We start from the raw sequence: 25,197 nt of genomic DNA, 5'->3' as shown, positions 1-25,197 counted from the left end.
CTCGTACCGACTGGGGCAACCCTACGGGGCCGCACACCGCCGACAGAAAAGGGTGGCCACCCTCGCCGCACGCGAGGGAGGCCACCAGGTGATCATCGTTTCGGGTTCCGCAGCGAGCGGATGCTCCTCGCCAGTCAGGCCGGCCAAGGCCACGGCGACCTGGTGGAGAGTTGCCCCTACGTCGGTGGCCGTCGAGCCGCTCCCGGCGCCGTCGGTGTGTCTGGCGTAGGCGCGGGCGACGGCGTGACCGTAGGTGCGCTCGACCCAGGTCAGGGTGGTATGCCTCAGCCAGTGTTTACTGATCTACACCGGCTCACGCGACGGCTACCTTCTGTTCAATGCCCGGCAACGGAAGGTGACAACGCTCTGCCGGATCCCCGTGCCCGTCGCGGGGTGCGGTACCAGCTCACGGTCGTCGTCACTGCTGCCATGTGTGCCGTAGTGGCCGGCTACCGCTCGTACGCCGCGATCGCTGAGTGGGTCGCTGACGTCCCGGCCGCGACCGCGCTGGGCGGTCCCTTGGTGGTGAGCGGACTCATCACCGCTGACCCAACGCTCGGTGAGGTCCTGCCGAATGAGACGACGACCGTCGGCTACTGACCGGTTATGCTGCTGCGGCCGGAGCGGTGGGGACGAACCGGGCGCGGGGCGGAGGGTGGAACAGTGGTAGAGGCTGGGCAGGACCGGTGGGTCGACGTCTCACCCTCGCAGTTTCCTCACGAAGCCGAGGGACTGGCCCTGGTCCGGGCGATCATGCCCGACGAGACGCCGTTTCGCGCCTGGTCGAACTTTGAGTTCCGCGATTCGCGGGGCCGATGGCACGAGGTCGATCTGCTCCTTCTCGGTCGTAAGCAGCTGCACCTCATCGAGCTCAAGTACTACTCCGGCACACTCCGGGGTGACGATCAGCGCTGGGCCCGTGACGGTCGGCGGCCGGAAGATTCCCCGCTCAAGCTGACGCGGCGTAAAGCGCAGTATTTCGCGAGCAAGTTGAGAGACGAGCTGCGGCTGTGGGCGCAGGAGCAGAACGTTCAGATCTCCGACGAGCGGGACGTCATTCCGTTCGTCCAGGAGGCCGTCTTCCTGCACCACCCCGACCTGCGCTGCGTTCTCAGCCCGGCGAGTGCGATCAACCTCTATGGCCTCGACGACCGCGTCTCGCAGAGCCACCTCACGGGCATCTCCGAACTCGTGCTCGAACCTGCAGGACGGCGAGCGATCGGCCCGAACCAGGAGCACATCCTGGTCAAGCTGTTGGAGCGCATCGGCCTCGTGCAACGCCGGGAACGTGAGGCAGGGTCCTGGGTCATCGAAGACCAGGCCATCGACTCCGACGAAGGCTGGCAGGATTGGCTCGCCTACCACCGGGTGGTCCAGCAGGACCGTGCCCGGATCCGCTTCCGGGTGCTGCCGCCGACAGCGAGTCAACCGGAGCGCGCCGCGGCCCGTCAGATCGCGGAGCACGAGTTCCGCATCATGTCGCGGCTGCAGCACGACGGGCTGCTGCGCCCTCGCGACCTGGTCGAATCCGAACTTGGCATCGGGCTTGTCTACCCGTACGACCAGCAATGGCAACGTCTCGACCTGTGGCTCGCCGGGCAGGAACAGGGCGTACCGCTGGCGACGCAGCTGTCGATGATCCGCCAGATCGGCGAGGCTTTGCAGTACGCCCACAACAACCGGGTCGTCCACCGCGGGCTGATTCCGTCCGCGGTGTGGGTGCGTCCGGTCCCCGGCACCCAGGGTGACGTCAAAGTTCGGGTCGGTGACTGGCAGGGCTCCGGAAGTCTCCAGAGCGTCTTAGCCACCAGCGGCACGGTTCATGGCGTGACCTCGCTGGTCGACGTGTCCCTCGACGATCACGGATCAGGGGCTGCCGAGGTGTTCACCGCGCCCGAGGGGGCCTGGAGCGCGGACGCCGACCGCATCCGGCTAGATGTGTTCGGTCTGGGCAGCCTGGCCTTCTATCTGCTCACCGGGCGATCGCCGGCACCGAGCCGGAGTGCCCTGAAGCAGCGCCTGCGCGACCAGCAAGGCCTCGACTTGGCGATCGAGCTGCCGCAGATCCCCTCGACGCTGCGCTCGCTCGTCCTCAAAGCGACCGATCCGGCACCCAGCCGGCGGACGGCCGACGTCACGACCTTCCTGTCGCAGCTCGGCGCGGCCGAGCGCGACGCCGCCACCGCGAACGAGGAGACCGACCCGCTCGAGGCGGCACCCGGCACCGTTCTCGACGGAAGGTTCCGCTTGATCCGGCGGCTCGGGCAGGGCTCGACGGCCGTGGGCCTGCTCGTGCAGGATCTGCTCGCCGAAGGAGACCCCGAGTGCGTCCTCAAGGTGGCCCTCAACGATACGGCCGCGACGCGTCTCGACGATGAGGCGGAGGCGCTCAAGCGGCTCGACCACCCCCGCATCGTGAAGGTTCTCGATCCGCACGTAGTCGTTGGTGGCCGGCGGGCGCTGCTGCTCGAAAGCGCCGGACCGGAAACGTTGACCAGCGCTCTGCGGGCGCGCACCCGGCTGTCGTACGACCTGCTTGACCGGTATGGAAAGGACCTGCTCGACAGCCTCGTCGCGCTCGACAAGGCGGGGATTGATCACCGTGACATCAAGCCGTCCAACCTGGGCGTACGGGAGAGCCGCGGCGACCGCACCAAGCACCTGATCCTCTTCGACTTCTCCCTGACCCGCGCCGCAGCCTCCGCCACGCAGGCCGGCACCCCGCCGTACCTCGACCCGTTTCTGACCGGCGCCAGGGATCGATACGACTCGGCGGCGGAACGCTATGCCGCAGCCGTGGTTCTCTTCGAGATGGCGACCGGCAGCGTCCCGGTCTACGGAGACGGCAAGGGCGACCCGGGAAGCACCCGGGACGAGGCCACCATCAGGCCGGAAATGTTCGACCAGACGTTGGCCGGCGATCTGGTCGACTTCTTCCGTAAGGCATTGGCCAGCGACGCCGGAGCCCGGCATCACACCGCCGAGGCCATGCGCACCGCGTGGCTGACGATCTTCGCGAAGGACGACACCACCGAGCCCGGCGAGTCGTACGACGAACTTGCTGCCAAGGCCACACTGACCACGCCGTTGCGTGACTCCGGGCTGACCGGCCGGGCACTGTCGGCGCTGGAGCCCTATGCCGTCGAGACCGTCGGCGAGCTGCTAACCGTCGACCCGGTCAGGCTGTCCCGGCTGCAGGGCGTCGCGAACTCGACTCGCTTGCAGATCACGTCACGCATCAAGGAGTGGCGCGCTCGGCTCGGTTCCGAAGTCCGTACGACCGACCGAAGCGGTCCGGCGCTCACTCCCACGGCCGCCGCCGACCTGTTGCTGCGTGTCGTCGCCACACCGCGTTCACCGTCACGCGGCGGAGTTGTCCGGCTGGTCCTGGGGTTCGACACAGCGCTCGATGCCTTCGCCACGCACGCCCAGCTCGGGGCGAACCTTGACGATCCGGTGCAGCCGTCGCGCATCACGACACTGCTCGGAACCCTGCAGGAGCGGTGGGCGGGGGACGATCACGCGCGGGCCCTCCTTGACCGGCTGGCGGAGGCAGTCTCTACCCGCCTCACCGAGCTCGGCTCCGTCGCGACCGTCGCCGAGCTGACCCGCACGGTGCTCGAAACGCTCGCACCCGAAACGCATGTGGACCAGCGATTGGCGCGTGGCCTGCTCCGCTTCGCGCTGGAACGGCGCAAAGCGATGAACAAGGCCGACGGTTCGCAGCTTCCGGTCTGGGTCCGCCGACGGGCGGGAGTCGTCACGCTCCTAGCCGAGGATCAGACGCTGTGTGACGTCGCCGAATCGCTCGCCGCCGAGGCGGACCGCCTGGTCGGTGCCACCGGCGACGCCGCGAACGCGATCATTCCGGCTCAGCGTGTGCAAGCCCGCCTCGAAGCGGCCGTTCCCGCGGAGAGCAGCTGGCCGGCGGCCCTCGCCGATCCGCTGCGCCGCGTGACTCTGGCCGCAGCCGCGTCGACCCACGCAGCCGCCACCGGTGCCGGCGACCTGCACCACCGCGAACTCACCGCGGTGGCGGCCCTGGCTCAGACTTTCGCGGACTTCGGCGGACAGCAGCTCACCCCGGACGAAATCCGCGAACGCGTACGGGTCCGGTTCCCCGCGGTCTCGGCGCTGCCGCAGCGGCCGGCGCTCGACAGCCTGATCACGGACGCGGGTCTCGGCCTGACCTTCGACGACCGACTGCGCGTCTATCGGGCCCTGCAGACCGGCGCGGCGACAACCGGGCTGGAGTCCCGGTCGGCGACCAGCCTCGCGGTGACGACATCTCCCGTCGGCACGACCGGCGCATTGGGAGCGAGGCTAGAAACGTCTATCGGCAGCCGGTCGTTCCTCGCGCTCGGCACCCGGGCCGACCGCCTGGGCCGGTTGATCGATGCTGCCCGGGCCCGCTACGGCGCTACCACGGTTGACCTGACGGGCGCGTTGCTGGAGGCGCTGCGGTCGGTGTCCGCGGCTGCCAACATGCCTTGGGATCTGGTACGCGCCGCGGACGCCGAACGCGAGTCGAGCCGTCCCCGCCGGGGTTTGGAAGAGCTGGTTCGTCGGTCCTGGCCCGAGGTCGAGGCGGCCGTCGAGCGAGCCCTTGCCGACGGGAGCGCGGACTCGCCGGTGCTGCTCACGGACGCGTCGCCGCTGGCGCGCTATGACAACATGGCGCTGCTGACCCGCTGGACCGACCTGGCCGCGCCGCGCCGCCGGGCGGTCTGGCTGCTAGTGCCGCAGCTCAACGGCAACCACGGTCCTGTGGTCGACGGCCGGCCGGTCCCGCTCGCCGCACCCAACCAGTTCGTCAACCTCGACAACGAGTGGATCGACAGCATGGCTGCCCTGAGCGCAGCTACGCAGAAGGAGCAGTAGCAATGGCGGTCTCAACGGGGTTGACGGCAGCGCTCAAGAAGGTGGTCCTCGATCTGGAGGACGACCTTCGCGATCGCGTCGCCTCGCAGCCGGACGTGCTGGCAACGTGGAAGCAGGAGCACAAGGCCGCGGAAAGCCGCGAGCGAACGGCTATGTCGTGGCAGGAATGGCGCGACGACCGGGTGACACAGGCGGCCGTCGCCTGGGTGCTGACCACGGTCTTCGTACGATTCTGCGAGGACAACCGCCTGCTCAAGCCGGTCTGGATCGCCGGACCCGCCGACCGCCGGCAGGAGGCGCTGGACGCAGAACTCTCCTACTTCCGCACCCATCCCGAAGACACCGACCGCGAGTGGGTGCTCCAGGCGGTCGAATACCTGCGGAACACGAAGGCGACCCGGGATCTGGTCGAGTCACATTCGCCGCTCTGGACGGTCTCTCCGTCGGGTCAGGCCGCCAAGCGGCTCATCGCCTTCTGGCGCGAACGCACCGCCGACGGCGACCTCGTCTGGACCTTCGCTGATCGCGATTTGTCGACTCGATTTCTCGGCGACCTTTACCAAGATCTGTCCGATTACGCCAAGAGCACCTTTGCCTTGCTTCAGACGCCGGAGTTTGTCGAAGAGTTCATCCTCGACCAGGCGATGGAACCAGCACTCGACGAGCGGCCGCTCGAAGGCTTCAAACTCATCGACCCCACGTGCGGATCAGGCCACTTCCTGCTTGGCGCGTTCGTGCGACTCAAGGACCTCTGGGCGACGCACGCGCCGGGCATGGAGGTGCAGGCGCGAGTACAGAAAGCCCTCGACGCCATCCACGGCGTCGACCTAAACCCGTTCGCCGTAGCCATCGCCCGCTTCAGGCTGATGGTCGCAGCGCTTCAGGCAGCCAGCCTCACGTCCTTGGAATACGCACCGGCGTTCCGATTCCAGCTCGCAGCCGGGGATTCGCTGCTGCATGGGCGCGCGCAGCTGGCGTTGGATCTGCCGGGCATGGAGGACTACGACTCAGGGCTCAGCGGGTTCGCCTACGCGACCGAAGACCTTGCGGCCCTTCGTTCGATCCTCGAACCGGGACAGTACGACGTCGTCGTCGGCAATCCGCCGTATATCCCCGTTAGGGACAAGAAGCTCAACGCGGCCTACCGCGAACTCTATCCAACTTGCAAGGGAACGTACGCGCTGACGATCCCCTTCATGGAACGATTCTTCCAGCTGGCTAGGCCTACGTTGGGTGATCGCCAGGGAGGTTGGGTCGGTCAAATCACGTCGAACTCGTTTATGAAGCGGGAGTTTGGATCCCGACTGATCGAGGACTTCCTCAGCAAACAGGACCTTAGGCTTGTCGTTGATACCTCTGGTGCCTACATCCCTGGTCACGGAACTCCGACGGTCATAATAGTAGGCCGACACCAGGCGGCCTCGACTGACACTGTCAAGGCAGTATTAGGGATCCGCGGCGAACCAGGCCAACCCGATATCCCGGGAGAGGGCCTTGTCTGGACTGAAATTGTTAAAAATATCGACAAAGACGAATATGATCAGGGTGGTTTTGTTTCGGTCACCCGTCTCCCGCGCAAGGTCTTGGCGACACATCCCTGGAGTCTTGCTGGCGGCGGAGCGTCGGCGCTCGCTCAGAAAATCACGGACGCAAAAAGCCAGGCGCTTGGAGAAGTCATCCTCGACCTGGGCCGCACCACCAAGGTGGGTGGCGACGACGCGTGGTACTACCCGAGTCTCCGGACTGTGCATCGATATGGCCGAAACGTCGACGCTCGCCCCATCATGCAAGGTGAAGCTGTTCGCGACTACGTTGCAGGTGCCAACTCATTTGCGCTTTGGCCTTACGCTGATGATCGCGCCAATCAGCCAGTCGCCCATGACTCGGGCGTGGTTGCACTGCTTTGGCCGCAGCGGACGGTACTTCGTAGGCGATTGATATTTGGCGAAACTCTAGAGGACAAGAAGCGGCCGTGGTTCGATCATCTCGAATCCTACCCGAAGCGGCTGGGAGGTCTTTCCATTGCGTTCGCTTTTGTGGCAACTCACAACCAATTTGCGCTTGATCGCGACAGTAAGCTCGCTGCCAGCACAGCGCCGGTGATTAAGCTGCCGGAGGGGGCGACGGAGGACGATCACCTCGCGCTGCTCGGAGTGCTGAACTCCTCGACGGCCTGCTTCTGGCTCAAGCAGAACAGCCACGACAAGGGTCGTCCAGGCGCCGACGCGGCAGGCGCCGATGAGCCTTGGGAGCGCCGCTTTGAGTTTACGGGGACCACCCTTCAAGATTTTCCATTGCCGTCGTGCACATTTTCGGCCCGCGCGGAGTTGTTGAACGGTCTTGCGTCGACGCATCAGCAACTGCTGAAAGATGCGACTTCGCCGGATTCTATTCCCACGGCTGAATCACTTAGCCGTGTCGCAGACCAGGAGCTGATGATTCATGCGCGAATGATTGCCGAACAGGAAGAACTCGACTGGGAAGTTTACCTCTCCTATGGACTCATTGACGAAGGCTTGACGTTCACTGGAAATGCGCTTCCAGCCATTGCTTCGGAAGAGCGCGCCTTCGCCATACGGCTAGCCAGAGAAGTCCAAGCTGGTCGGATTGATACAAGTTGGTTCGATCATTGGAACCATCGATACTCGCAGGTGACAGAGATTCCCACGCATTGGGTGCAAGAGTATCGCGATGTAGTGCAGCGGCGGCTTGATCTGATTGAGTCAAACAAGTTTATCAACCTGCTTGAGCGTCCCGAGTACAAGCGGCGGTGGGCCACCGAGCCGTGGGAAAAGCGGGTCGAGAAGGCGTTACGGCGGTGGCTGCTCGACCGTTTGGAAGCCCGCTCGTACTGGTTTGATGCGCAGGGGCGGCCAACCGCTCGATCGGTTGCTCAGCTCGCCGACATCGTGACCCGTGACGCAGACCTCGTCTCCGTCCTGCAGCTGTGGGACGGACGCAAGGATCGGTCGGTCACCCAGCAGCTCTCCGCTCTGCTGGACACCGAGAGCGTGCCCTTCCTGGCCGCGTACCGGCTCAAGGATTCGGGACTTCGCAAGCGTGAAGCTTGGGAGCACACCTGGGATCTGCAACGCCGTGAAGACAAGGGCGAGAAAGTCGGCGAGATTCCGGTGCCGCCGACGTACACGTCCGCGGACTTCCGGAAGCAGTCGTGGTGGCAGCACCGGGGCAAGCTCGACGTACCCAAGGAGCGGTTCATCCTCTACCCGAACGCTGGGCGAGAGACCGACCCCACCCAGTTGCTCGGCTGGGCCGGCTGGGACCACGCTCAGCAGGCCCTGGCCCTGAACGCGGTGATCGCCGAGCGGGAGGCGGAAGGCTGGGCCGACGATAAGCTTGTCCCCCTGGTCGCCGGTCTCGCGGAGCTTCAGCCCTGGGTGCGGCAGTGGCACGACGAGACCGACTCCACCTACCAGCTCAACCTGGCCGACTACCTGGAGGAGCAGCTGCGCGGTCGCGCTCACCAGGTGGGCATGACGGTCGAGCAGCTTGGTGCCTGGAGGCCGCCGGCCGCCAGCCGAGGACGCCGACCGAGGTCGTGACAGCCATGACGATGCAGCTTGAGGAGAAGGCGTGAGTACCCCGCTCCGCGACGTCATCACCATTCCCGAGCGTGCCGGCGCGGAGGACTACGTCCTGCGTCTGACCGACTCGGTCGGGCACAACGCGGTCCAGCGCACGCTCGACGAATACGTCGTCACCGATGCACTTGTCGAGGCATTCGACGCGGCTATGGGCCTGGTGGCCGAGGGAATCACCTCCGGCACGAGCCGCGGCTCGTTCCTCACCGGCTCGTTCGGTTCGGGTAAGTCGCACTTCATGGCCGTGCTGCATGCCCTCCTCGAACACGAGCCGGCCGCCCGCTCCAAGGCTGAGCTTCAGCCCGTGGTGGCGCGCCACGATCCCGTCCTGGCCGACCGGAAGATCCTGCCGCTCGCCTTCCACATGCTCGGGGCGCGGACGATGGAGGAGGCCCTCTTCCAGGGTTACATCCGCCAGATCGCCGAGCGCCGCCCCGGTGCGCCGCTGCCCGCCGTACACAAGTCTGATGCTCTTCTCGAAGACGCTGAACGTTACCGGGCCCAGCTCGGCGACCAGCAGTTCTTCGCCGGCCTCAACGGCGAAGCAGGGGGCGAGGGCGGCGGCGCGGCCGATCCTTGGGCTGCTGTGCTGGGCGCGGGGGAGTGGGATGCTGTTCGCTACGCCGAGGCTCGTGCGGCCTCGGCCGCGAGCCCCAGCCGGCAGAAGCTGGTTTCGGCCCTGGTCGAAACGTACTTCCGCTCCTACACGCAGCAGGCGGAGTACGTCGACCTGGACACCGGCCTGGCGGCGATCTCGACGCACGCCAAGAGTCTCGGCTACGACGCCGTGGTTCTCTTCCTCGACGAGCTGGTCCTGTGGCTGGCGTTCTCGGTGCAGGACCGGGAGTTCTTCCGCCGCGAATCGCAGAAGCTCACCAAGCTGGTCGAGTCGTCCATCGGTGGCCGACCAATTCCGCTCATTTCCTTCGTAGCCAGGCAGATGGACCTGCGGCGCTGGTTCGCCGACTCCGGCGCCAGCGGCGCGGAGCAGGACGCGCTCGACCGCGCCTTCCGCCACCAGGAAGGCCGGTTCGGTGTCATCCCGCTCGGCGACGACAACCTGCCGTACGTGGCCAATCGCCGCCTCCTGCAGCCCAAGGACGCCGATGCTGCCGCCGTGCTCGAGGGCGCGTTCGGTGCGATCGACCGGCGGCCGGCGGTGTGGGACGTGCTGCTCGACGGCGTGAACACCGATGAACGGCATCGGGGCTCCGATGAGAAGGCGTTCCGCCTCACCTACCCGTTCTCTCCGGCCCTGGTGTCGACCTTGCGCAGCCTGGCCAGCGTCATGCAGCGCGAGCGGACCGCGCTCAAGGTCATGCAGCAGATGCTCGTCGACCGGCGCGAGACTCTTACGATCGACCAGATTATCCCGGTCGGTGACTCCTTCGACCTCGTGGTGCAGGGGCAGACCGGGCAGGCGCTGGACGCCGAGGCGGCTGCTCTCTTCCGGTCAGCCAACAAGCTCTACACGGACAAGCTGCGGCCCTTGCTGCTCGGGATCCACGGCATCGACGAGCGGACCCTGCGCGAGGAGCCCGAGAAGGTTCCGCCGGGATTCCGCACCGACGACCGGCTGGCCAAGACCCTCCTGTTGTCGGCCGTCGCCCCGAAGGTTCCGGCCCTGATGGCGCTGACCGCGGCCCGGCTCGCGTCGCTCAACCACGGTTCCATCGTGTCGCCGCTGCCGGGTGGTGAGGCGGCTGTCGTGCTGTCCAAGGTGCGCACCTGGGCCCGGGACATTCCGGAGATCCATCTCGACGGCGACGACCGCAACCCGACGATCCGGGTGCAGCTGTCCGACGTCGACTACGAGTCGATCGTGGAGCGGGCCAAGGCCGAGGACAACGAGGGCCGGCGCCGTGAACTGTTGAAGGAACTCGTCAGCGAAAGCCTGGGCATTACGCTGGCGTCCCAGGACCTGCAAGGCGCCTACCCGTACGACTTCATCTGGCGTGGCTCGAAGCGCAAGGTCGATGTGCTCTTCGGCAACGTTCGCGACCGCAGCTGGCTGTCCGACGACCACTTCCGGGCGGCCCCGGACACCTGGCGCATCGTCATCGACCACCCGTTCGACGACCCGGGCCACTCGACGGCCGAAGACCTGCAACGGCTGGACGAGATGGTGGCTCGCGGTGTGCAGGAGCGGACCGTCGTGTGGCTGCCGCGGTTCCTCTCGGACGACAAGATCCGCGAACTGCGACGCCTCGTCATCCTCAACTGGCTGCTCGACGGCAGCACCGAGCGCTGGCAGGGGCACGCCGACCACCTCAACGAGACCGACCGTGCCCTGGCCCGGTCAATCCTGGAGTCCCAGCGAAACACGCTGCGGCGCAGCCTTGAGGACGCGGTGCAGCAGGCATACGGCGCCGCGTCACCGCGCCCGGGCGTCCTCATCGAGGACGCGTCACACGAGCGGACGCTGTTCTCCTTCGAGCGTCGCTTCGCCCCTGTCAATCCGGTCGGCGCCACGCTCGGTCAGGCCTTCAACAACCTTCTCGACCAGGCGTTCAAGGCCCTCTACCCCGCGCATCCGCTGTTCGAGCCAGGCGACGTCGAGGTCAAAGTCCGCGACCTCAAAGCCGTTGCTCGGTACGTCGCACAGAGCGCGGCGGACAGCGAGAAACGCGTCGAGCTTCAGGCCGACGCCGCCGTGGTACGACGGATCGCGGAGCCGCTCGGCGTCGGCAAGGCCACGGAGATGCACTACCTCTTCGGCGACGATCGGTTCACCCCGTGGGGTCAGGAGATCGAGCGAGCACTCGGCCGACGAGCGCAGGAACAGGGCAAGCCCGCCGACGGTCCGGTGACCGTCGCGGAGCTGCGACGCTGGATCCGGGACGTCTCGCCCGCCCATGGGCTGCGGGACGAGGTCGCCGACCTGGTTGTCATCGCGTGGGCGGCGCTGCGGCAGCGGGCTTGGTTCCAACAAGGGACGGCGCTACCGGTCGTACCGGAGCCTGGCTCGCTCACCCCGGTGATGGAGCTGCGCACCCAGGAACTGCCGTCCGCCGGTGATTGGGAGACGGCGCGAACCGTGGCCGGCGCGATGCTCGGCATCACAGCCGGGGCGTATCTCACCGCGCCCGCTGTGGCTGATTTCGTCGGGCAGGTCGCCGCCAAGGCAGCGGAACTATCGAAGACCGCGCCCGGGTTGGTGGGAGCGATCGAGGCGGCGTACCGACGTCTGGCGATTGCAGAAGGTAGCCGGCTGAGGACCGCCAAAGCCTGTTCCGCGCTGATGCAGCAACTGCGTCACCTGGACGGCGTCAAGCTCGTCCAGGTGTTGGCGAAGGCGGATCTCGGCGGTGCGACTCCAGTCGCCGCGGGTAAATCGCTGGCTTCGGCGGACGCTGTTGACAAGGCACTCACTGCGTTTCCTTGGCACCGGCTCGACCCGCTTCGCGAAGCTATGAAGGGCGAGGGAAGCCGCGCCGCGGATGCTGCTGCCGTCGTGAACGGCCTACGGGCCGCTCTGGAGCAGGACGAGTTGCCAGTCCCGATCGGACGGGCGCTTGCCTCCTGCGAGGACGGGATCTTCAGCTGGTTGGCGGAAAGCACCGCGCCCCCGGCGGGTCCTACGCCCAAGCCAAAGCCGGTGGTGTCGGGCCCCAAGGCCGGGAGTTCCAGCCGGGCAGGCGGAGCGGGAAACAGAGACATCATGGACCAGCTGCAAGCCTTCTTGAACGACAACCCTGACGTCACCGTTGAGGTGACGTGGCGAGTGCTGCCGTGACCGTCGCCATGGCCACAACGCGGGTGAGCGCATCGATGGTGCTCGCCATCGTTGACGAAGCCCGCGCCAAGAACTACGGCAGCGGCGTCATCGGCATCCGTGGCGTCCCCGACCGCGCCATCACCGCCGACCTCCAACACCAGGGCCAGACCGTACGGGTCCGAGCGGCCGAGTCAGCGCTGGCCGCCCGCGAGCTGCTCGGCGACCACCGCGACGGCGACTGGCTCGTCGTCGTCACCGACCGTGACGACGCCGACCTCGGCGCCGGTATCCTCGCCCACTTCATCTGGCAGCGCTTGCGCAGCCCTGACCCCTGGGAGGCAGTGCGGACTCGATTCGCTGCCACCGGAATCGACCCTGCCCTGACCAGCCGACCGGACAACCGAGAGCTGGCCACCGCGTTGGTCGCTGCAACCCCGCAGGCGGGCTGGCCTGCAGCCCCGGCCGGGGTACTCACCCGCACCCACGCGCTTGGTGCCGTCGCCGCAACCCACCTCGGCTTCGATACGGACACCGCCGACGTCCTCGGCGTCCTCCGCTGGTCGATCGCTGCGCAGAGCGTCGCCTCCCTCGGCGCTTTGCGCCGAAGCGTCGGAGACCTGCTCGCCGACACCACACTTGACTGGATCGCCCAGCGGGCGGGCTCGGCCGCAGGCCCGATACGTGCGCTGCTGTCTCGTGGCGAGCTCGCCGACGTCGTACCGCTCGGTCTGGTCCTTCGCCTGCTGACCGCTGACCGATATGACCCGCCGACAGCGCATCAGGCCCAACTTGCTCTGGTCCGGCTCGAACCGCGATGGGGCGATCCCAGCCCTTCGCAGACCGCGTTGGCCGCACTCGGACAAGCAGCGGACACACTGTTGTCCGACCTGATTCACGATCGGCGCGCCGACGACGACGTTGCACGCTCCCTCGACCGGGCCGACGTGATTCTCACGCAGCTCCAGGCCGAGCCGCTGGCCCGCTACTCAGACCTTCTCGCCGGCGGATTACGGGCACGATTTGTCGCGCTTGCCGACGCCCTGCGCCGGGCAATCGCTTCACCTGGCCATCTCGACAACACGAACACCGTCGAGACCGCCTGGGCAGCAGTTCAGAAGCACCGGCTCGGAGCGAAAACGCCACTTCGCGTTCCCTTCGAGGCCGCGGTACGACTTGTCCGGTGGCTCTCTGAAGTTGATCCACCGCCCGGCGCTGCCTCGGATGCCCGTGCGCTCGGCGCTCTCGTGCGCCAGTACCTCGACAACGCGGCATGGGCTGACGCGGCGATCAACGACGCGTTCGGCGGCGTTGACGATCCGAGCCTGTCAAGCGCACTCCACGCCGTCGTCACGGCCGCCCAGAAGCGACGTCGCGCACAGGAACGTCGCTTCGCCCGGGCGCTCGCCTCAGCGCCAATCCCTACCAGCCGCGGCGTGCCCGCCGACTCGGGAACCATCTGGTACCTAGAGCAATTGCTACCAGGCTGCGTCATCCCGCTCGCACGCAAGGCCCCCGTGCTGCTGCTCGTCCTCGACGGTATGAGCGCCGCTGTCGCGACGGAGATCCTGTCCGACGCGACTACACGTCTCGGCTGGCTCGAGGCTGCCCTGCCAGGAGCCGGCAACCGCCGGAGGACCGCAGCGCTCGCGGCGTTGCCGTCAATCACCGAGGTGAGTCGTGCCTCTTTGCTCTCCGGCCGCCTAACCCGCGGGCAGCAGTCCGAAGAACAGCACGGGTACGCGGAAATCACCGCCAAAGGCGGAAAGATCACTGCAAGGCTCTTCCATAAAAAAGCAGTGGATACGACGGCAGCAGGCTGGTCGGTCAGCCCGGACGTCGGCAGCGCCATCGATGACATCGAGCTGTCGCTGGTGACCGTCGTCCTGAACACGATCGACGACGCACTCGACCGCAGCGACCCTGCGGGAACGGTTTGGACCGCTGACGCTGTCAAGCATCTTGAACCGCTTCTCGCTCGGGCTGCAGCCGCAGGGCGGACGGTCGTCGTGACCTCCGACCACGGTCACATCGTCGAACGCCGCCAAGGCGCACAACGCTCGTACCCGAATATTTCCAGTGCTCGTTCCCGCCCGGCGACCGCTCCCGTCCAGGACGACGAGATCGAGGTCAGCGGCCCTCGCGTCCTCACCGACGGCCACCGAGCCGTCCTGGCCGTCGACGAGACCCTCAGGTACGGACCCCTGAAAGCCGGCTACCACGGGGGAGCGAGCGCAGCGGAGGTCGTCGTCCCGGTGGCCGTCCTCGTACCTGATGAGACCCGCAACCGGGCCGGCCTGGACTTGCTGCCGCCGCAGGAACCCACCTGGTGGCTCACCTCCGCGGCCGCTCCGCGGCTGCCTGCCGAGCCGCCAGCCCCGAAAGCCGCGATCACCAAGAGCCGCGGAGATCGACAGGACAGCCCGGCCCTGTTCGACCTGGGCCCACAGGCCACCGAGCAACCGGCGGTGACACTCGGCCAAGCCATCGTGACCAGCTCGGTCTACAAGGCACAGCGGAGGATCAACGGCCGCCTCATCGTCACCGACGATCAGATTGCGAGCATCATCGACGCGCTGGTGGGGGCAGCTGCCAACCGGCTGGCACCAACCCTCGCAGCCCAAGCCCTAGGAGTGGCACAGACCCGGCTCCGGGGTGCGCTGACGCAGGTTCAGCAACTGCTCAACATTGAGGGGTACGCCGTTCTGGCCGTCGAACCAGCGACCGGCACGGTCACGCTTGACGTCGCGCTCCTGTCCGAGCAGTTCGAGGTGCCCTCGTGACACTGGACGTCTCCCAGCGGCGCCGACGCGAGGTGATCGATGCGCTTCGCCGTGGAACCGTTCCGGAGAGCGGACTCGACCTGCTCGCGGTCGGCCTCGACCGTTTTTCCGCCGCTCTCGACGGCGAGCTCGACACGGTCAGTTCTGGCGGCGCCGTGTTCAAGGCGGTGCGGGGCGAATACGGCGCTGGCAAAACCTTCTTTACTCGACACTTGGCCGAGCGGGCTCTTCGCCGCGGTTTCGCCGCGGCCGAGGTGCAGATCTCCGAGACCCAGACGCCGTTGCACCGGTTGGAAACCGTGTACCGGCGCATCACCGAGTCCATGCGGACGGCGTCGATGCCATCCAGCGCGTTCCGCGCTGTTCTTGACTCCTGGCTGTTCACGCTGGAGGCCGACGCGCTCGAAGCTGATCCGGCCGCGGAGGCAGACGTGGGCGCGGCTGTGGATCGGCTCCTCGAACAGCGGCTCGCCCAGGTCAGCAAGCACTCCCCGCTCTTCGCACTGGCGTTGCGCGGCTACCGGGCGGCGTTGAGCTCGGGCGACACCGTCGTCGCCGACGGACTGGCCGCATGGATGGCCGGACAGCCACAGGTCGCGGCATCGGCGAAACGAGCCGCCGGAATCCGTGGCGAGCTCGACCATTTCGGCGCCATGGCCTTCCTCCAGGGGCTGCTCACCGTCCTACGGGACGCCGGCCATCCGGGATTGGTCCTTGTCCTCGATGAGGTCGAGACACTGCAACGGGTCCGTGGCGACGTCCGGGACAAGGCACTCAATGCGCTGCGCCAGCTGATCGACGAGGTGCACTCCGGACGCTTCCCCGGACTGCATCTCGTCATCACCGGCACGCCTGCGTTCTACGACGGGCAGCAGGGCGTGCAGCGGCTCGCCCCGCTGGCGCAACGGCTTGCCGTCGACTTCGGCACGGATCCCAGATTCGACAACCCCAGGGCCGTGCAGATCCGTCTGCCGGGCTTCACGATCGGGTCCCTGGTCGAGCTGGGTGGCCGCGTTCGGGATCTCTACGCCGCCGGGTCAACTGCTCCCGACCGGATACGGACTCTGGTCGACGGCGCGTACCTTGACCAGCTGGCTCGTGCCGTTGCCGGCGGCCTGGGTGGAAAGGTCGGCATCGTGCCGCGCCTGTATCTGAAGAAGCTGGTGGGCGATGTCCTCGACCGGGTCGACCAGTTCCCGGACTTCGACCCTAGGCAGCACTACGCGCCGACCATGTCGGCAGCGGAGATGACCGACGTGGAACGCAACGCCGCAAGTGCCGACGACATTGCACTAGACGTGTGACTGCCGCCGACCTGCTACATCCCGCGCTGCTGCACCACATCGTCAACTCCCTGCAATGGCCGGGTCTGCGACCCCTGCAGGAAGCTGCTGTGGAGCCGCTTCTGGCTGGCGAGGACACGCTCCTCCTCGCCCCGACCGCTGGGGGCAAAACCGAAGCGGCAGCGTTTCCGCTGTTGTCCCGGATGGCAGCCGAGGGCTGGTCCGGAACCTCCGTGCTGTACCTCTGCCCGCTCAAAGCCCTGCTCAACAATCTGCTGCCGCGCTGGGAACGCTACGCCGACTGGCTGGGACGGCGAGCCGCGCTCTGGCATGGCGACGTCACCGCGTCGCGACGGCGGGCCATCCTGGCTGCCCGCCCAGACGTGCTCCTGACCACGCCGGAATCCTTGGAATCGATGCTGGTCAGCCGTAACGTCGACCATCGGGCGTTCTTCGCCGGTCTGCGTGCCGTGGTCGTCGACGAGGTGCACGCTTTTGCCGGCGACGACCGTGGCTGGCATCTGCTCGCCGTCCTGGAACGTCTGACCCACCTGATCGGCCGTCCCGTTCAGCGGATCGGGCTCTCGGCAACCGTCGGCAATCCGGATCGCCTGTTGACCTGGCTGCAGGGCGCCGGCGCGGGTGTTCGGGCCGGAAGCGTCATAGCTCCTGACCTGCCGGTCGCCGCGACAGCGACCGCAGCGACACCTCCGCCGGGCGAAATCGAACTCGACTTCGTCGGATCCCTGCAAAATGCTGCCACCGTGCTCGCCGGGCTGCACTCCGGTGAGAAACGGCTGGTCTTCTGCGAATCCCGCCAGGCCGTAGAACAACTCGGCAGTCTTCTGCGGGATCGCGGCATCACCACCTTCCTGTCACACGCCTCGCTGTCCGCTGACGAAAGAAGACGCTCGGAAGAGGCGTTCGCCGAGGCACGCGACTGCGTCATTGTTTCAACCAGCACACTCGAACTGGGAATCGACGTTGGTGACCTCGACCGCGTCATTCAGATCGACGCCCCTTCGACCGTGGCCTCATTCCTGCAACGACTCGGGCGGACAGGTCGGCGGCCTGGCAGCATCCGCAACTGCCTCTTTCTCACCCGCAGCGGCGACGCCCTGCTGGAGGCAGCGGCCCTGCTGGTGCTCTGGGGCCGCGGATGGGTCGAGCCAGTCGTCGCCCCGCCAGAGCCACGGCACATCGTCGCCCAGCAGATGCTCGCGCTCTGCCTGCAAGAACACCGAGTGGGAGATCAGAACTGGCCGCAGTGGTGGAACGGTCTCGACCCCTTCGGCCGCGGCGCCACCCCGATCCTTCGCCATCTGATCGATCAGGGCTACCTCGACAGCGACAGCGACATGCTCTACATCGGTCCCGAAGCTGAACGGCGCTTCGGGCACCGACACTTCATGGGCATGACAGCAGTATTCGTCGGAGCACCCGAGTTCACCGTCCTGGTGGGCCGCGATGAGCTGGGCCGCGTCGACCCCGCGCTGCTCACGGAGGAGGTGCAGGGCGACCGTCGACTGCTACTCAACGGGCGAAGTTGGCGGGTCACCTACATCGACTGGCGGCGCCGACGCTGTTTCGTCGAACCCGCCGAGAGTGGCGGAAAGGCTCGCTGGATGACCGGCGGGTGGGCAGGTCTTGGATTCGAGCTGAGCCGCGCCATGCGGGAGGTACTTCTTGGTGCTGATCCCCCTGTGAAGCTCACTCAGCGAGCAGCGAAGCGGCTCGCTCACGAACGGGATGAACGATCCTCGCTGGTACATCCGGGAGGCAGCGTCATCCTCCGCGATCGGAATGGTGGTGACCTACGGTGGTGGACCTGGGCCGGTTTCCGCGCGAACGCCACCTTGGCCGCCACGTTGACCGAGGTGGTCGACCCGGTTCAACGCTTCGATGACTGCCAGGTCCGCCTACGGGCGAATCTCACTCGGGAAGAATGGCGGACACTCATCGCCGACGCAGATCAGCGTCTGTGCTTGCCCGAGGTCAACAAGAAAGCTCTTGACGGACTCAAGTTCAGCGAAGCGCTGCCGGAGCGGCTCGCGCTGGCGACGTTGGCGTCTCGCCTCGCCGACCTCGGCGGCGCAACCGCTGTCTTGCAGGAGCCGACGCGGTTCGTTCAGGCATAGCCGGGCAGTGTGTCAGTCTGGCTGTGTGACGTGTTCGAGTTCGGCTACGAGGTTCGCGAGTGTGGCCTCTCCAGTCTCGGGCTCGATGGGGACCTCCGACGCGACGCTCTGGCCCTCCAGCGTGCTGGCCCTGGCACACCTCACCCTCACCGACCGGGCTCGCCGGCTGAGGGACAGCGACGGGGGCCTGCACGTGCAAGCACTCGTGAAGGTGTATCAATAGTTGTTTTTCCGTCGCCGTGGCGCCCGGTTGGCTGGGCCGCACTGATCGTGTCGCCGTTGCTGGCCACCCAAGCCGACCTCTTGTTCCCCAGGGCTGGCCGGCGATGTGGGCGTGCAGCGGGAGCCCAACCGTGATCTTGGCTGCCGCTTCGTCTCGGCGGGCTGCCGGGTCATTCGCGGCGGTCCTGGGCGCCTCGGGGTAGGGCTGGCAACGGTCGGGGCGGTGTCGGTAGACACGTGGGTGACGGCCGCGCCGGTGGCCGTACGCGGGTTTGATCTCGTGCAGGCAGGCCTGCCACACGGCGGTCTCCCCACGCCGGGCACCACCTGGCCCTCATTGGGCCCGCCGCTCAGCAGCACCTCCACGCTCTGACGGTGCGAAACGTAGTCAGCGGTCCGGCTGCACCGCGAGCGGCAGGAGCGGGAAGCATTGTGCCGGGTGGTCGCTGTTCTGTCGGTGCCTCCGGGCAGACTGATGGCGTGCCAGTCATCACCGCCGTTCTCGGGGACATCACGACGCAGGACGTTGACGCCATCGTCAACGCGGCGAACAGGGCTATGCGCGGAGGCGGCGGTGTGGATGGCGCGATCCATCACAGCGGAGGCCCGGCGATCCTGCGTGACTGCATCGCCCGGTTTCCTAGCGGCCTCGCCGCCGGCGACGCCGGATGGACAACAGCAGGCGACCTGCCCGCCCGGTGGGTCATCCACACGGTCGGCCCGAACTACAACGCCGGGCAGCGCGACCGCTCCCTGCTGGTGTCGTGTTACCGCCGCGCGCTGAAGGTCGCCGACGAACTGGGCGCGTGTAGTGTCGCGTTCCCGCTGATCAGCACCGGCGTCCGCGGCTGGCCACACGCCGATGCCATCGAGGCGGCGATCGAGACCATCGCGGCCGCCGAGACGGGCGTCGACGAGGTGCGGCTCGTTGCATTCGACGAAGCCATGCACAAGCGAACCCGCGCGGCCGTCTGGGTTCGGTGTCCGCCGCCCGTCGACACAGACAGCGTCGGCTCCTTGTTTGAGCGCGAGCCGATCCAGTACTCGCTGCGGGGCGATTTCTACCTGTGGCGAGAGCTTCGCGCGCGGTTCGCGGACACGCCGCTGCCAGACGACTGGTTCGACTTACGGACGCTCATCATGGACACCATCGAGCAGGTTGTCGGCGAACATCTCACCAGCCGCGAATCGGCACCGTGGCAAGACCACGCCGGAGCGATATACGTCCCCGAGTTCGACCCGGGCCACGGCATGTCTGCCGGCGCCGTCCACGTTCCATGGTGGGTGCACACGGGAGTGCCGATCCTGCTCGACCGCTACGCCGCGCGACGCGAACCCGACACATTCCCGGTTGACTGACTCAATCCACCTGCACCAGGGCGCGGCCCGGGCGTTGTGGTAGGCCAGCGGACGGCGTGGACGGCGCTTGGTCCACCACACAGACTGCCCTCAGCGCACGGCAGGGGACGAATGCTTACATCCACAACGACCCGGCCGCGTGAAGGATGACTTCCCACCCGACAGTTGGCATCCTGGAGTCCCAATGGCTGCTTCGAAAGGGGCGCGGTGGTCAGGGGCCGCACAATCAACGATTGGTACCTCGGTCGTGGCTCGTCCTCGGCAGATGACAGGACTGACGATGAAGGTCCCGATCACGGGCCTGACACGTGGCTGGACCGGGCTGTGGCCGGACCCGATCGCTCTTCCGCACCCCTGGTTATCAAATCCAAGCCCCCTGCCCGGCGACGAGGCAAGGCGGAGGCGACCGCGGCTTCGGCAGGCGTCCGTCGCGCACCGAAGCCGTCGGTTCGTGAACTCGAGAGTGAGATTGCCGTCATCCTGCGCTCGAAGGCGCAGGAATCCGTGCAGACGATTCTTCACCGCAAGGGCGACGGTTGGGCTCGCCTGACATCGAAAGAAATTTCGCTTGCCGTACGCCGGGTACAATCCCGAATCAAGCGCATCCCGAAGCCCCGCAAGGAGATAGTGGTCGCTGCGGCACCCAGACCTGTTGAGCTTCGCCCTCCTCTCGAGGAAATTCGCCGGGCGGTTTTTATAATTCATGCGCGCCAGCCGTTGTGGGCCACCTGGGAGATCTCGCGTTACCTCCGCAACATGGGATGGTCAAATGTGTCGACCGACCTGGTGAGGAGCATTCTTCCGCCGCCTGGTATCTCGATACCTGGTACCGAGAGCCTGGCTGTCAGACGGCGCCGCGCTAGGACCAAGAAAGAGCGAATCGGTCCGAAAACCCGCAAAGCGCTACAGCAAGCGGCTTCGCCCCGTAAGGCGAAATCCGATGGAGCTCCGCCACCCCTGCCGAAACAAACGCCACCCGAGGTTGCCACACGAGGGACGGCGTTCTGCCCTTCGTGCGGCGTCCGGATCTCGGTACTGGGGTCGTGCCGCTGCTCGTGAACATCGTTCTACCTGCGGCGAAGATCCCAGTGGCCTGCGCCCCAGTGGCGGACCCGACCAGATCCCGACCCTGACGGCCGCCGGGCCTGAGGCCTACCGAATCCGCGTCCACGTCCGCGGACGAGACGCGGCCACCGACGCAGCCGTTACTGACCCGGTCGAGCAGTACCCGATCATCGCTTGGCCGGCACCGCTGCACCCGATCAGGTGAAGCATTGGAATTTTCCCCCCGGCAGACGGGCTGTGATCTCAGCTTCACGCTGGACAAGATCGCCATGCATCCCGTAGACAGCTTCTCGTTGAGTCGTCGTCGGCAAGTCGACGATGCATTCGAGCGTGACCCACCAGGCAGCGAAAGTGATGATGAGTTGACGACAGAGGTGCGGTCATTCGAGGAGGCCGTTCGGTCGGCCGTCGAGCAGGGACGCGCGGAACTGATGCACCTGGACGACATCACGGACGACCTGGTCGCCGCCTTCACTCAAGGCCAGGGCCCGGGCTCGATCGCTCGGCTGGAAGACTTCGTCCAGGGGTTTCCGGCGGAGCTGCGGCGTCACCTTGAGCGTGAGCGGGAGTCGCTCGGCACATTCAACATCGCGTTCTTCGGGCGAACCGGCGCCGGAAAGAGCACCCTGCTGTCGGTGTTCGGCCGGCTCGACGGGGCGTACGTCTCGCCCGGTGACAACGATTTCACCACCGAGGTGCGCCATGTCGGGTGGCGGGACTGCCGGCTGTTCGACACACCCGGGATCAACGGCTGGGGCGCCTCCGAGAGTCGTGATGTACTCGAAGCCAGGGCCCGTGCGGCGGTTGAGATCGCCGACATCGTGCTCCTGTGCTTCGACAGCCAGTCCCAGCAGGCGATGGAGTTCGAGAAGATCGCCGCCTGGGTCCTCGACCGGGGAAAGCCGGTGGTGGCCGTCCTCAACTCCCGCAACCGGCGCTGGCATCACCCGGCGGTGGTCCGGGAGTCCGGCCGCCGGCATCTGTCCGAGACGGTTCGCCAGCACGCCGACAACATCCGGACCCAGCTCGCCCAGATCGGGTTGTTCGACATCCCGGTCGTCGCGATCCAGAGCCAGCGGGCCCTGTACGCGCGCGCCGCGACCCCGTTCCGCGGTCCGTTCCCGGAGGACTTCCACAACGAACGGGAGCGTTTCGGTACGGACTACCTCGACCGCTGGTCAAACTTTCCCGAGCTGGAGCGCCTCATCACCGCCTCGATCGCGGACGGCGGCGCCGATCTGCGGCTGACCGCGCTGCGCGAGGACATCCGGTCACGGTGCCGCCGCGGGATCGGCGAGCTCGAAGACCTGGCGGCCGAACTCGAGCGGGAGGCGGAGTCCCTGGAGCGCCGGGTCGAGTCGCTGTTCGCCGTGCTGGGCTATCCGGAGGACGCCGAACGTGCCCAGTGGCTGCACGACGCGGCGCTCAGCGGAGACCTGGTCGATCTGTCCGAGCAGGCGCGGGGCGGCCCGTACACCTCGCCGCCCAAGGGGTCGCTGGACCGTTTCGTCCGGCATCTCGCCGCGTCACACCTGGCGGGCTGCCACCGGCAGGCGAAGGTCAACGTAGACGACGCGATCCAGCGGGCCTTCGCCGAACGCAAGGCGTTCGGCGAGCCCGAGTTTCGGGCGGCCACGTATGACGAAGGAGCCATGACCACCGCGGCGCAGGCCGTGTGGGCGGATCGGCAGGTGTTCCTGCAGCGTGAGCTGGAGATCGCGGTGGACGACGAGCCCGCTGCGAGCGGGCCGGCCGCGGTGCACGCCGCGACGATCGCCGGTGACAAGGGCGGCAGCTTGGCGGGTGACGCCGCCCAGGGCACGAGCATCGCGGTGGGACTCGGCGCCCTTGCGCTGCCGCTCATCTGGAACCCCGCAGGCTGGGTGCTCGCCACCACGTTCGCCGGCATCGGCATCGTCACGCAGGTCGGGAAGTACTTCGGTAAGAAGGCGAGCGAGGAGGGCGCGGAGCAGACCCGGAAGGCAAAGGCCGACGCCATCGCCGAAGGCCATCGGGCGGTGGAGCGGACGTTCGTCGCCTACGAGGACGCGCTCGTCCAGGACAGCCGCAGAGCCGCGTGGACGTCGCTGGGGCCCACGGTCGGTGAGTCGCTGAGCGCCGCGATCGAGCGTCGGATGGCGCGCGCCCGAATCACGCGGCTACTCGACAGCCTGCGGACCTACGCCGACGCGGTTCGGCCCACGCCGGCGGTGACCGACGTCCTGCGGCGGGCACAGCGCCGGATGGGGGAAACCCCGGCCGAGGTGAACCGGGCGTTGCTGGGCGAGGACTGGCTGGAGTCCGGCGTCGACCACCAGCCGGTGCGGATCAGCGAGGCGGTGCGCGAGGCGTACGCGAGTCGCCAGGAGGCGGACCGCACGCGGCTTGCACACGCCGTGACCGCGGCGTGGCGGTCACCGACGCCGGCGCAGATCTACTCCTGGCGCCACGACCTTGAGGACGCGGCCCGGCGTGACCCGGCGCTGGCCGACGTCGTCCGAGCCTTCTGGCGCGTCCGCGGGGCGCGGCCGTCCTTCGCCGTGCTGGGTGACTACAACTCGGGTAAGTCGTCGCTGGTCCACCGGATCATGGTGGACGGTGGCCTGCGGCCGGACACCGCGTTCGACACCCGGGCGCTGCCGGCAACCACGGCCGCGACCCGCTACCGGTTCCCGGGGTTCGATCTCGTGGACACGCCCGGCCTGCAGAGCGGACACGACGAGCACGACGCCACCGCGCTCGAGGCCATCACCGAGGGCGCTCTCGTGCTCGTCGTCGTCCACGTCAACCTGCTGGTCGGCAACACCTCGATGCTGGAGGAGCTCCTGCGCGGCACGGAGATGACCGCCGCCAAGGGCGGGCGGATGGTGTTTCTCATCAACCGGTGCGACGAGCTGGGCGTCGATCCGCTGACCGCACCCGATGACTTCCTCCATCTGCAGAACCGCAAACGCGAGGAGCTACGCGCGGCCCTCGCCGCGCGTGGCGCCGACGTGGAGCTCGACCGGATCCACTGCCTGTCCGGGGATCCGTTCGGCCTGGTCGGTGGGGCGGCAACGGCCCAGCCCGCAGACTTCGACGAGCATCGGCTGTGGGACGGCGTGGCCGCACTGACGAGCGCCCTGTCCGGCCTCTCCGACGAGCGGCTGGCCGAGGCGACGTGCTCGGCCGCCCTCGACGCGGCGGTCACTGCCCTTAAGCGTCACCGGCATACGCTGCACCAGGTGCTGGCCGAAGGCGAGAAGGCACTGAGCCACCTGGAACCGCTGATCGCCAGCCTCCGGGACGCGGTGCGCGACGCCATGATTGTCGAGAGCTCACTGCGCGAGGACGCCCGGCGCATGGTGGACCGCCACGCGGTGCCGGCGAAATCCGCGGTCGCGGACCTCGACCGCAAGGACGCCCAGAAGATGACGAGCCTCGTCGAGTCCTGGTGGAAGACACCGCAGGTCGAGGCTGATCTTGAACGCTACCGCGACGACGCGGCACGCCGGTTGGCCGAGTGGCATGGCGATCACCTCCCGACGATCAGTCGCGAGATTCGCGCTGCCGAACTCCAGGTGGCGCCCGAGCCCGCGGCAGAGTTCCAGGCCCAGGGAACCGCCTGGTACGAGGAAATCGTCGCGGGCGCCGGCAGTGTCGCAGGAGCCGTTGCGCCGCTCGCGAAAGCCCTCGGAAACCGGGACGCGTTCTACACGGTCCTGAAGCAGTTCAACTACAAGTTCAAACCGTGGGGCGCGGTCAAGGGCGGCGCCAACGTCGCCCGGGTCGGGCTCGTCCTCGGGGCCATCGCCTCCGCCGTGGACATCGCGGAGATGGCTACCGACGCCCAGAAGGCCGGCCAGCACCGGGAGCGGCAGGAGTTGGCGTGGCAGAAGATCGACGAGACGGCCGCGATGATCGTCGATCTGATCATGCGCGATGAGCAGTGGGGAGGTCACGTCTCCTACCTCGAGCAGCGGACGGGGGACCTCGAAGCGCTGCTCGACGAACACCTCGCCCGGGAATCGTCGATCGTCGAGCAGATGGAATCGGCAAAGGTACGTGTCGAGGTGGCCGATGCCCTGATCGTGGCCGCGGAAGAAATGGAAGGAACGGATTACAGTGGTTGACATTGACGCGGTGCGCGACTGGCTGGGGCGGCTTCCC

General features: G+C 67.2%; 9 protein-coding genes and 1 pseudogene. 9 read left to right on the top strand and 1 reads right to left on the bottom strand.

Annotation, left to right across the window (positions count from 1 at the left end; all coding sequences use genetic code 11):
- Positions 1 to 120: 120 nt before the first annotated feature.
- From ACWEVO_RS00145 to ACWEVO_RS00115, 7 genes are read left to right on the top strand one after another with little or no spacing between them, the layout of a single operon-like run.
- On the top strand, positions 121 to 600 hold the full coding sequence (locus ACWEVO_RS00145) for a transposase family protein (RefSeq protein WP_452305344.1): 480 nt from the start codon (positions 121 to 123) through the stop codon (positions 598 to 600).
- Positions 601 to 606: 6 nt separating this feature from the next.
- Positions 607 to 4,881, top strand: a complete 4,275-nt coding sequence (pglW, locus tag ACWEVO_RS00140; RefSeq protein ID WP_452305343.1) for a BREX system serine/threonine kinase PglW — start codon at positions 607 to 609, stop codon at positions 4,879 to 4,881.
- 2 nt (positions 4,882 to 4,883) lie between these two features.
- Positions 4,884 to 8,444 carry a BREX-2 system adenine-specific DNA-methyltransferase PglX gene (gene pglX / locus ACWEVO_RS00135; protein ID WP_452305342.1) on the top strand — a complete coding sequence of 1,187 codons (3,561 nt, stop codon included), beginning with the start codon at positions 4,884 to 4,886 and terminating at the stop codon, positions 8,442 to 8,444.
- Between the two features lie 31 nt (positions 8,445 to 8,475).
- Positions 8,476 to 12,219, top strand: a complete 3,744-nt coding sequence (locus ACWEVO_RS00130) for a DUF6079 family protein (RefSeq protein ID WP_452305341.1) — start codon at positions 8,476 to 8,478, stop codon at positions 12,217 to 12,219.
- Positions 12,216 to 14,981, top strand: coding sequence for a BREX-2 system phosphatase PglZ (gene pglZ, locus ACWEVO_RS00125; RefSeq protein ID WP_452305340.1), 2,766 nt, complete (start codon positions 12,216 to 12,218; stop codon positions 14,979 to 14,981). The genes ACWEVO_RS00130 and pglZ overlap by 4 nt, the downstream gene beginning before the upstream one ends.
- A complete protein-coding gene (gene brxD / locus ACWEVO_RS00120; RefSeq protein ID WP_452305339.1) occupies positions 14,978 to 16,285 on the top strand; it encodes a BREX system ATP-binding protein BrxD in 1,308 nt (435 codons plus the stop codon). The genes pglZ and brxD overlap by 4 nt, the downstream gene beginning before the upstream one ends.
- The gene (locus tag ACWEVO_RS00115) at positions 16,282 to 18,402 is read left to right on the top strand and encodes a DEAD/DEAH box helicase (protein WP_452305338.1); all 2,121 of its coding nucleotides are present in this window, start codon (positions 16,282 to 16,284) and stop codon (positions 18,400 to 18,402) included. Before brxD ends, ACWEVO_RS00115 begins: the two co-directional genes overlap by 4 nt.
- A 392-nt stretch (positions 18,403 to 18,794) precedes the next feature.
- On the opposite strand, the pseudogene ACWEVO_RS00110 reads toward ACWEVO_RS00115, so the two are convergent.
- Positions 18,795 to 18,990 (bottom strand): annotated as a pseudogene (locus ACWEVO_RS00110) (hypothetical protein).
- Positions 18,991 to 19,104: 114 nt separating this feature from the next.
- Here ACWEVO_RS00110 and ACWEVO_RS00105 point away from each other — a divergent pair.
- Together ACWEVO_RS00105 and ACWEVO_RS00100 are read left to right on the top strand one after the other, a co-directional pair.
- Positions 19,105 to 19,983 (top strand): macro domain-containing protein, encoded by an 879-nt coding sequence (locus ACWEVO_RS00105; protein ID WP_452305337.1) that lies wholly within the window; start codon positions 19,105 to 19,107, stop codon positions 19,981 to 19,983.
- Positions 19,984 to 21,257: 1,274 nt separating this feature from the next.
- A complete protein-coding gene (locus ACWEVO_RS00100; RefSeq protein ID WP_452305336.1) occupies positions 21,258 to 25,160 on the top strand; it encodes a GTPase in 3,903 nt (1,300 codons plus the stop codon).
- Positions 25,161 to 25,197 lie beyond the last annotated feature (37 nt).

Source organism: Micromonospora sp. NPDC003776, assembly GCF_053605645.1.
The sequence above is the reverse complement of the archived record's forward strand: the minus strand, read 5'-3'. Positions and strand labels throughout refer to the sequence as shown.

Excerpts from the sequence above, each read along its gene's own strand:
- ACWEVO_RS00145 (WP_452305344.1), top strand. The coding sequence starts at position 121 with ATGCTCCTCGCCAGTCAGGCCGGCCAAGGCCACGGCGACCTGGTGGAG.
- pglX (WP_452305342.1), top strand. The coding sequence starts at position 4,884 with ATGGCGGTCTCAACGGGGTTGACGGCAGCGCTCAAGAAGGTGGTCCTC.
- pglW (WP_452305343.1), top strand. The coding sequence starts at position 607 with ATGCTGCTGCGGCCGGAGCGGTGGGGACGAACCGGGCGCGGGGCGGAG.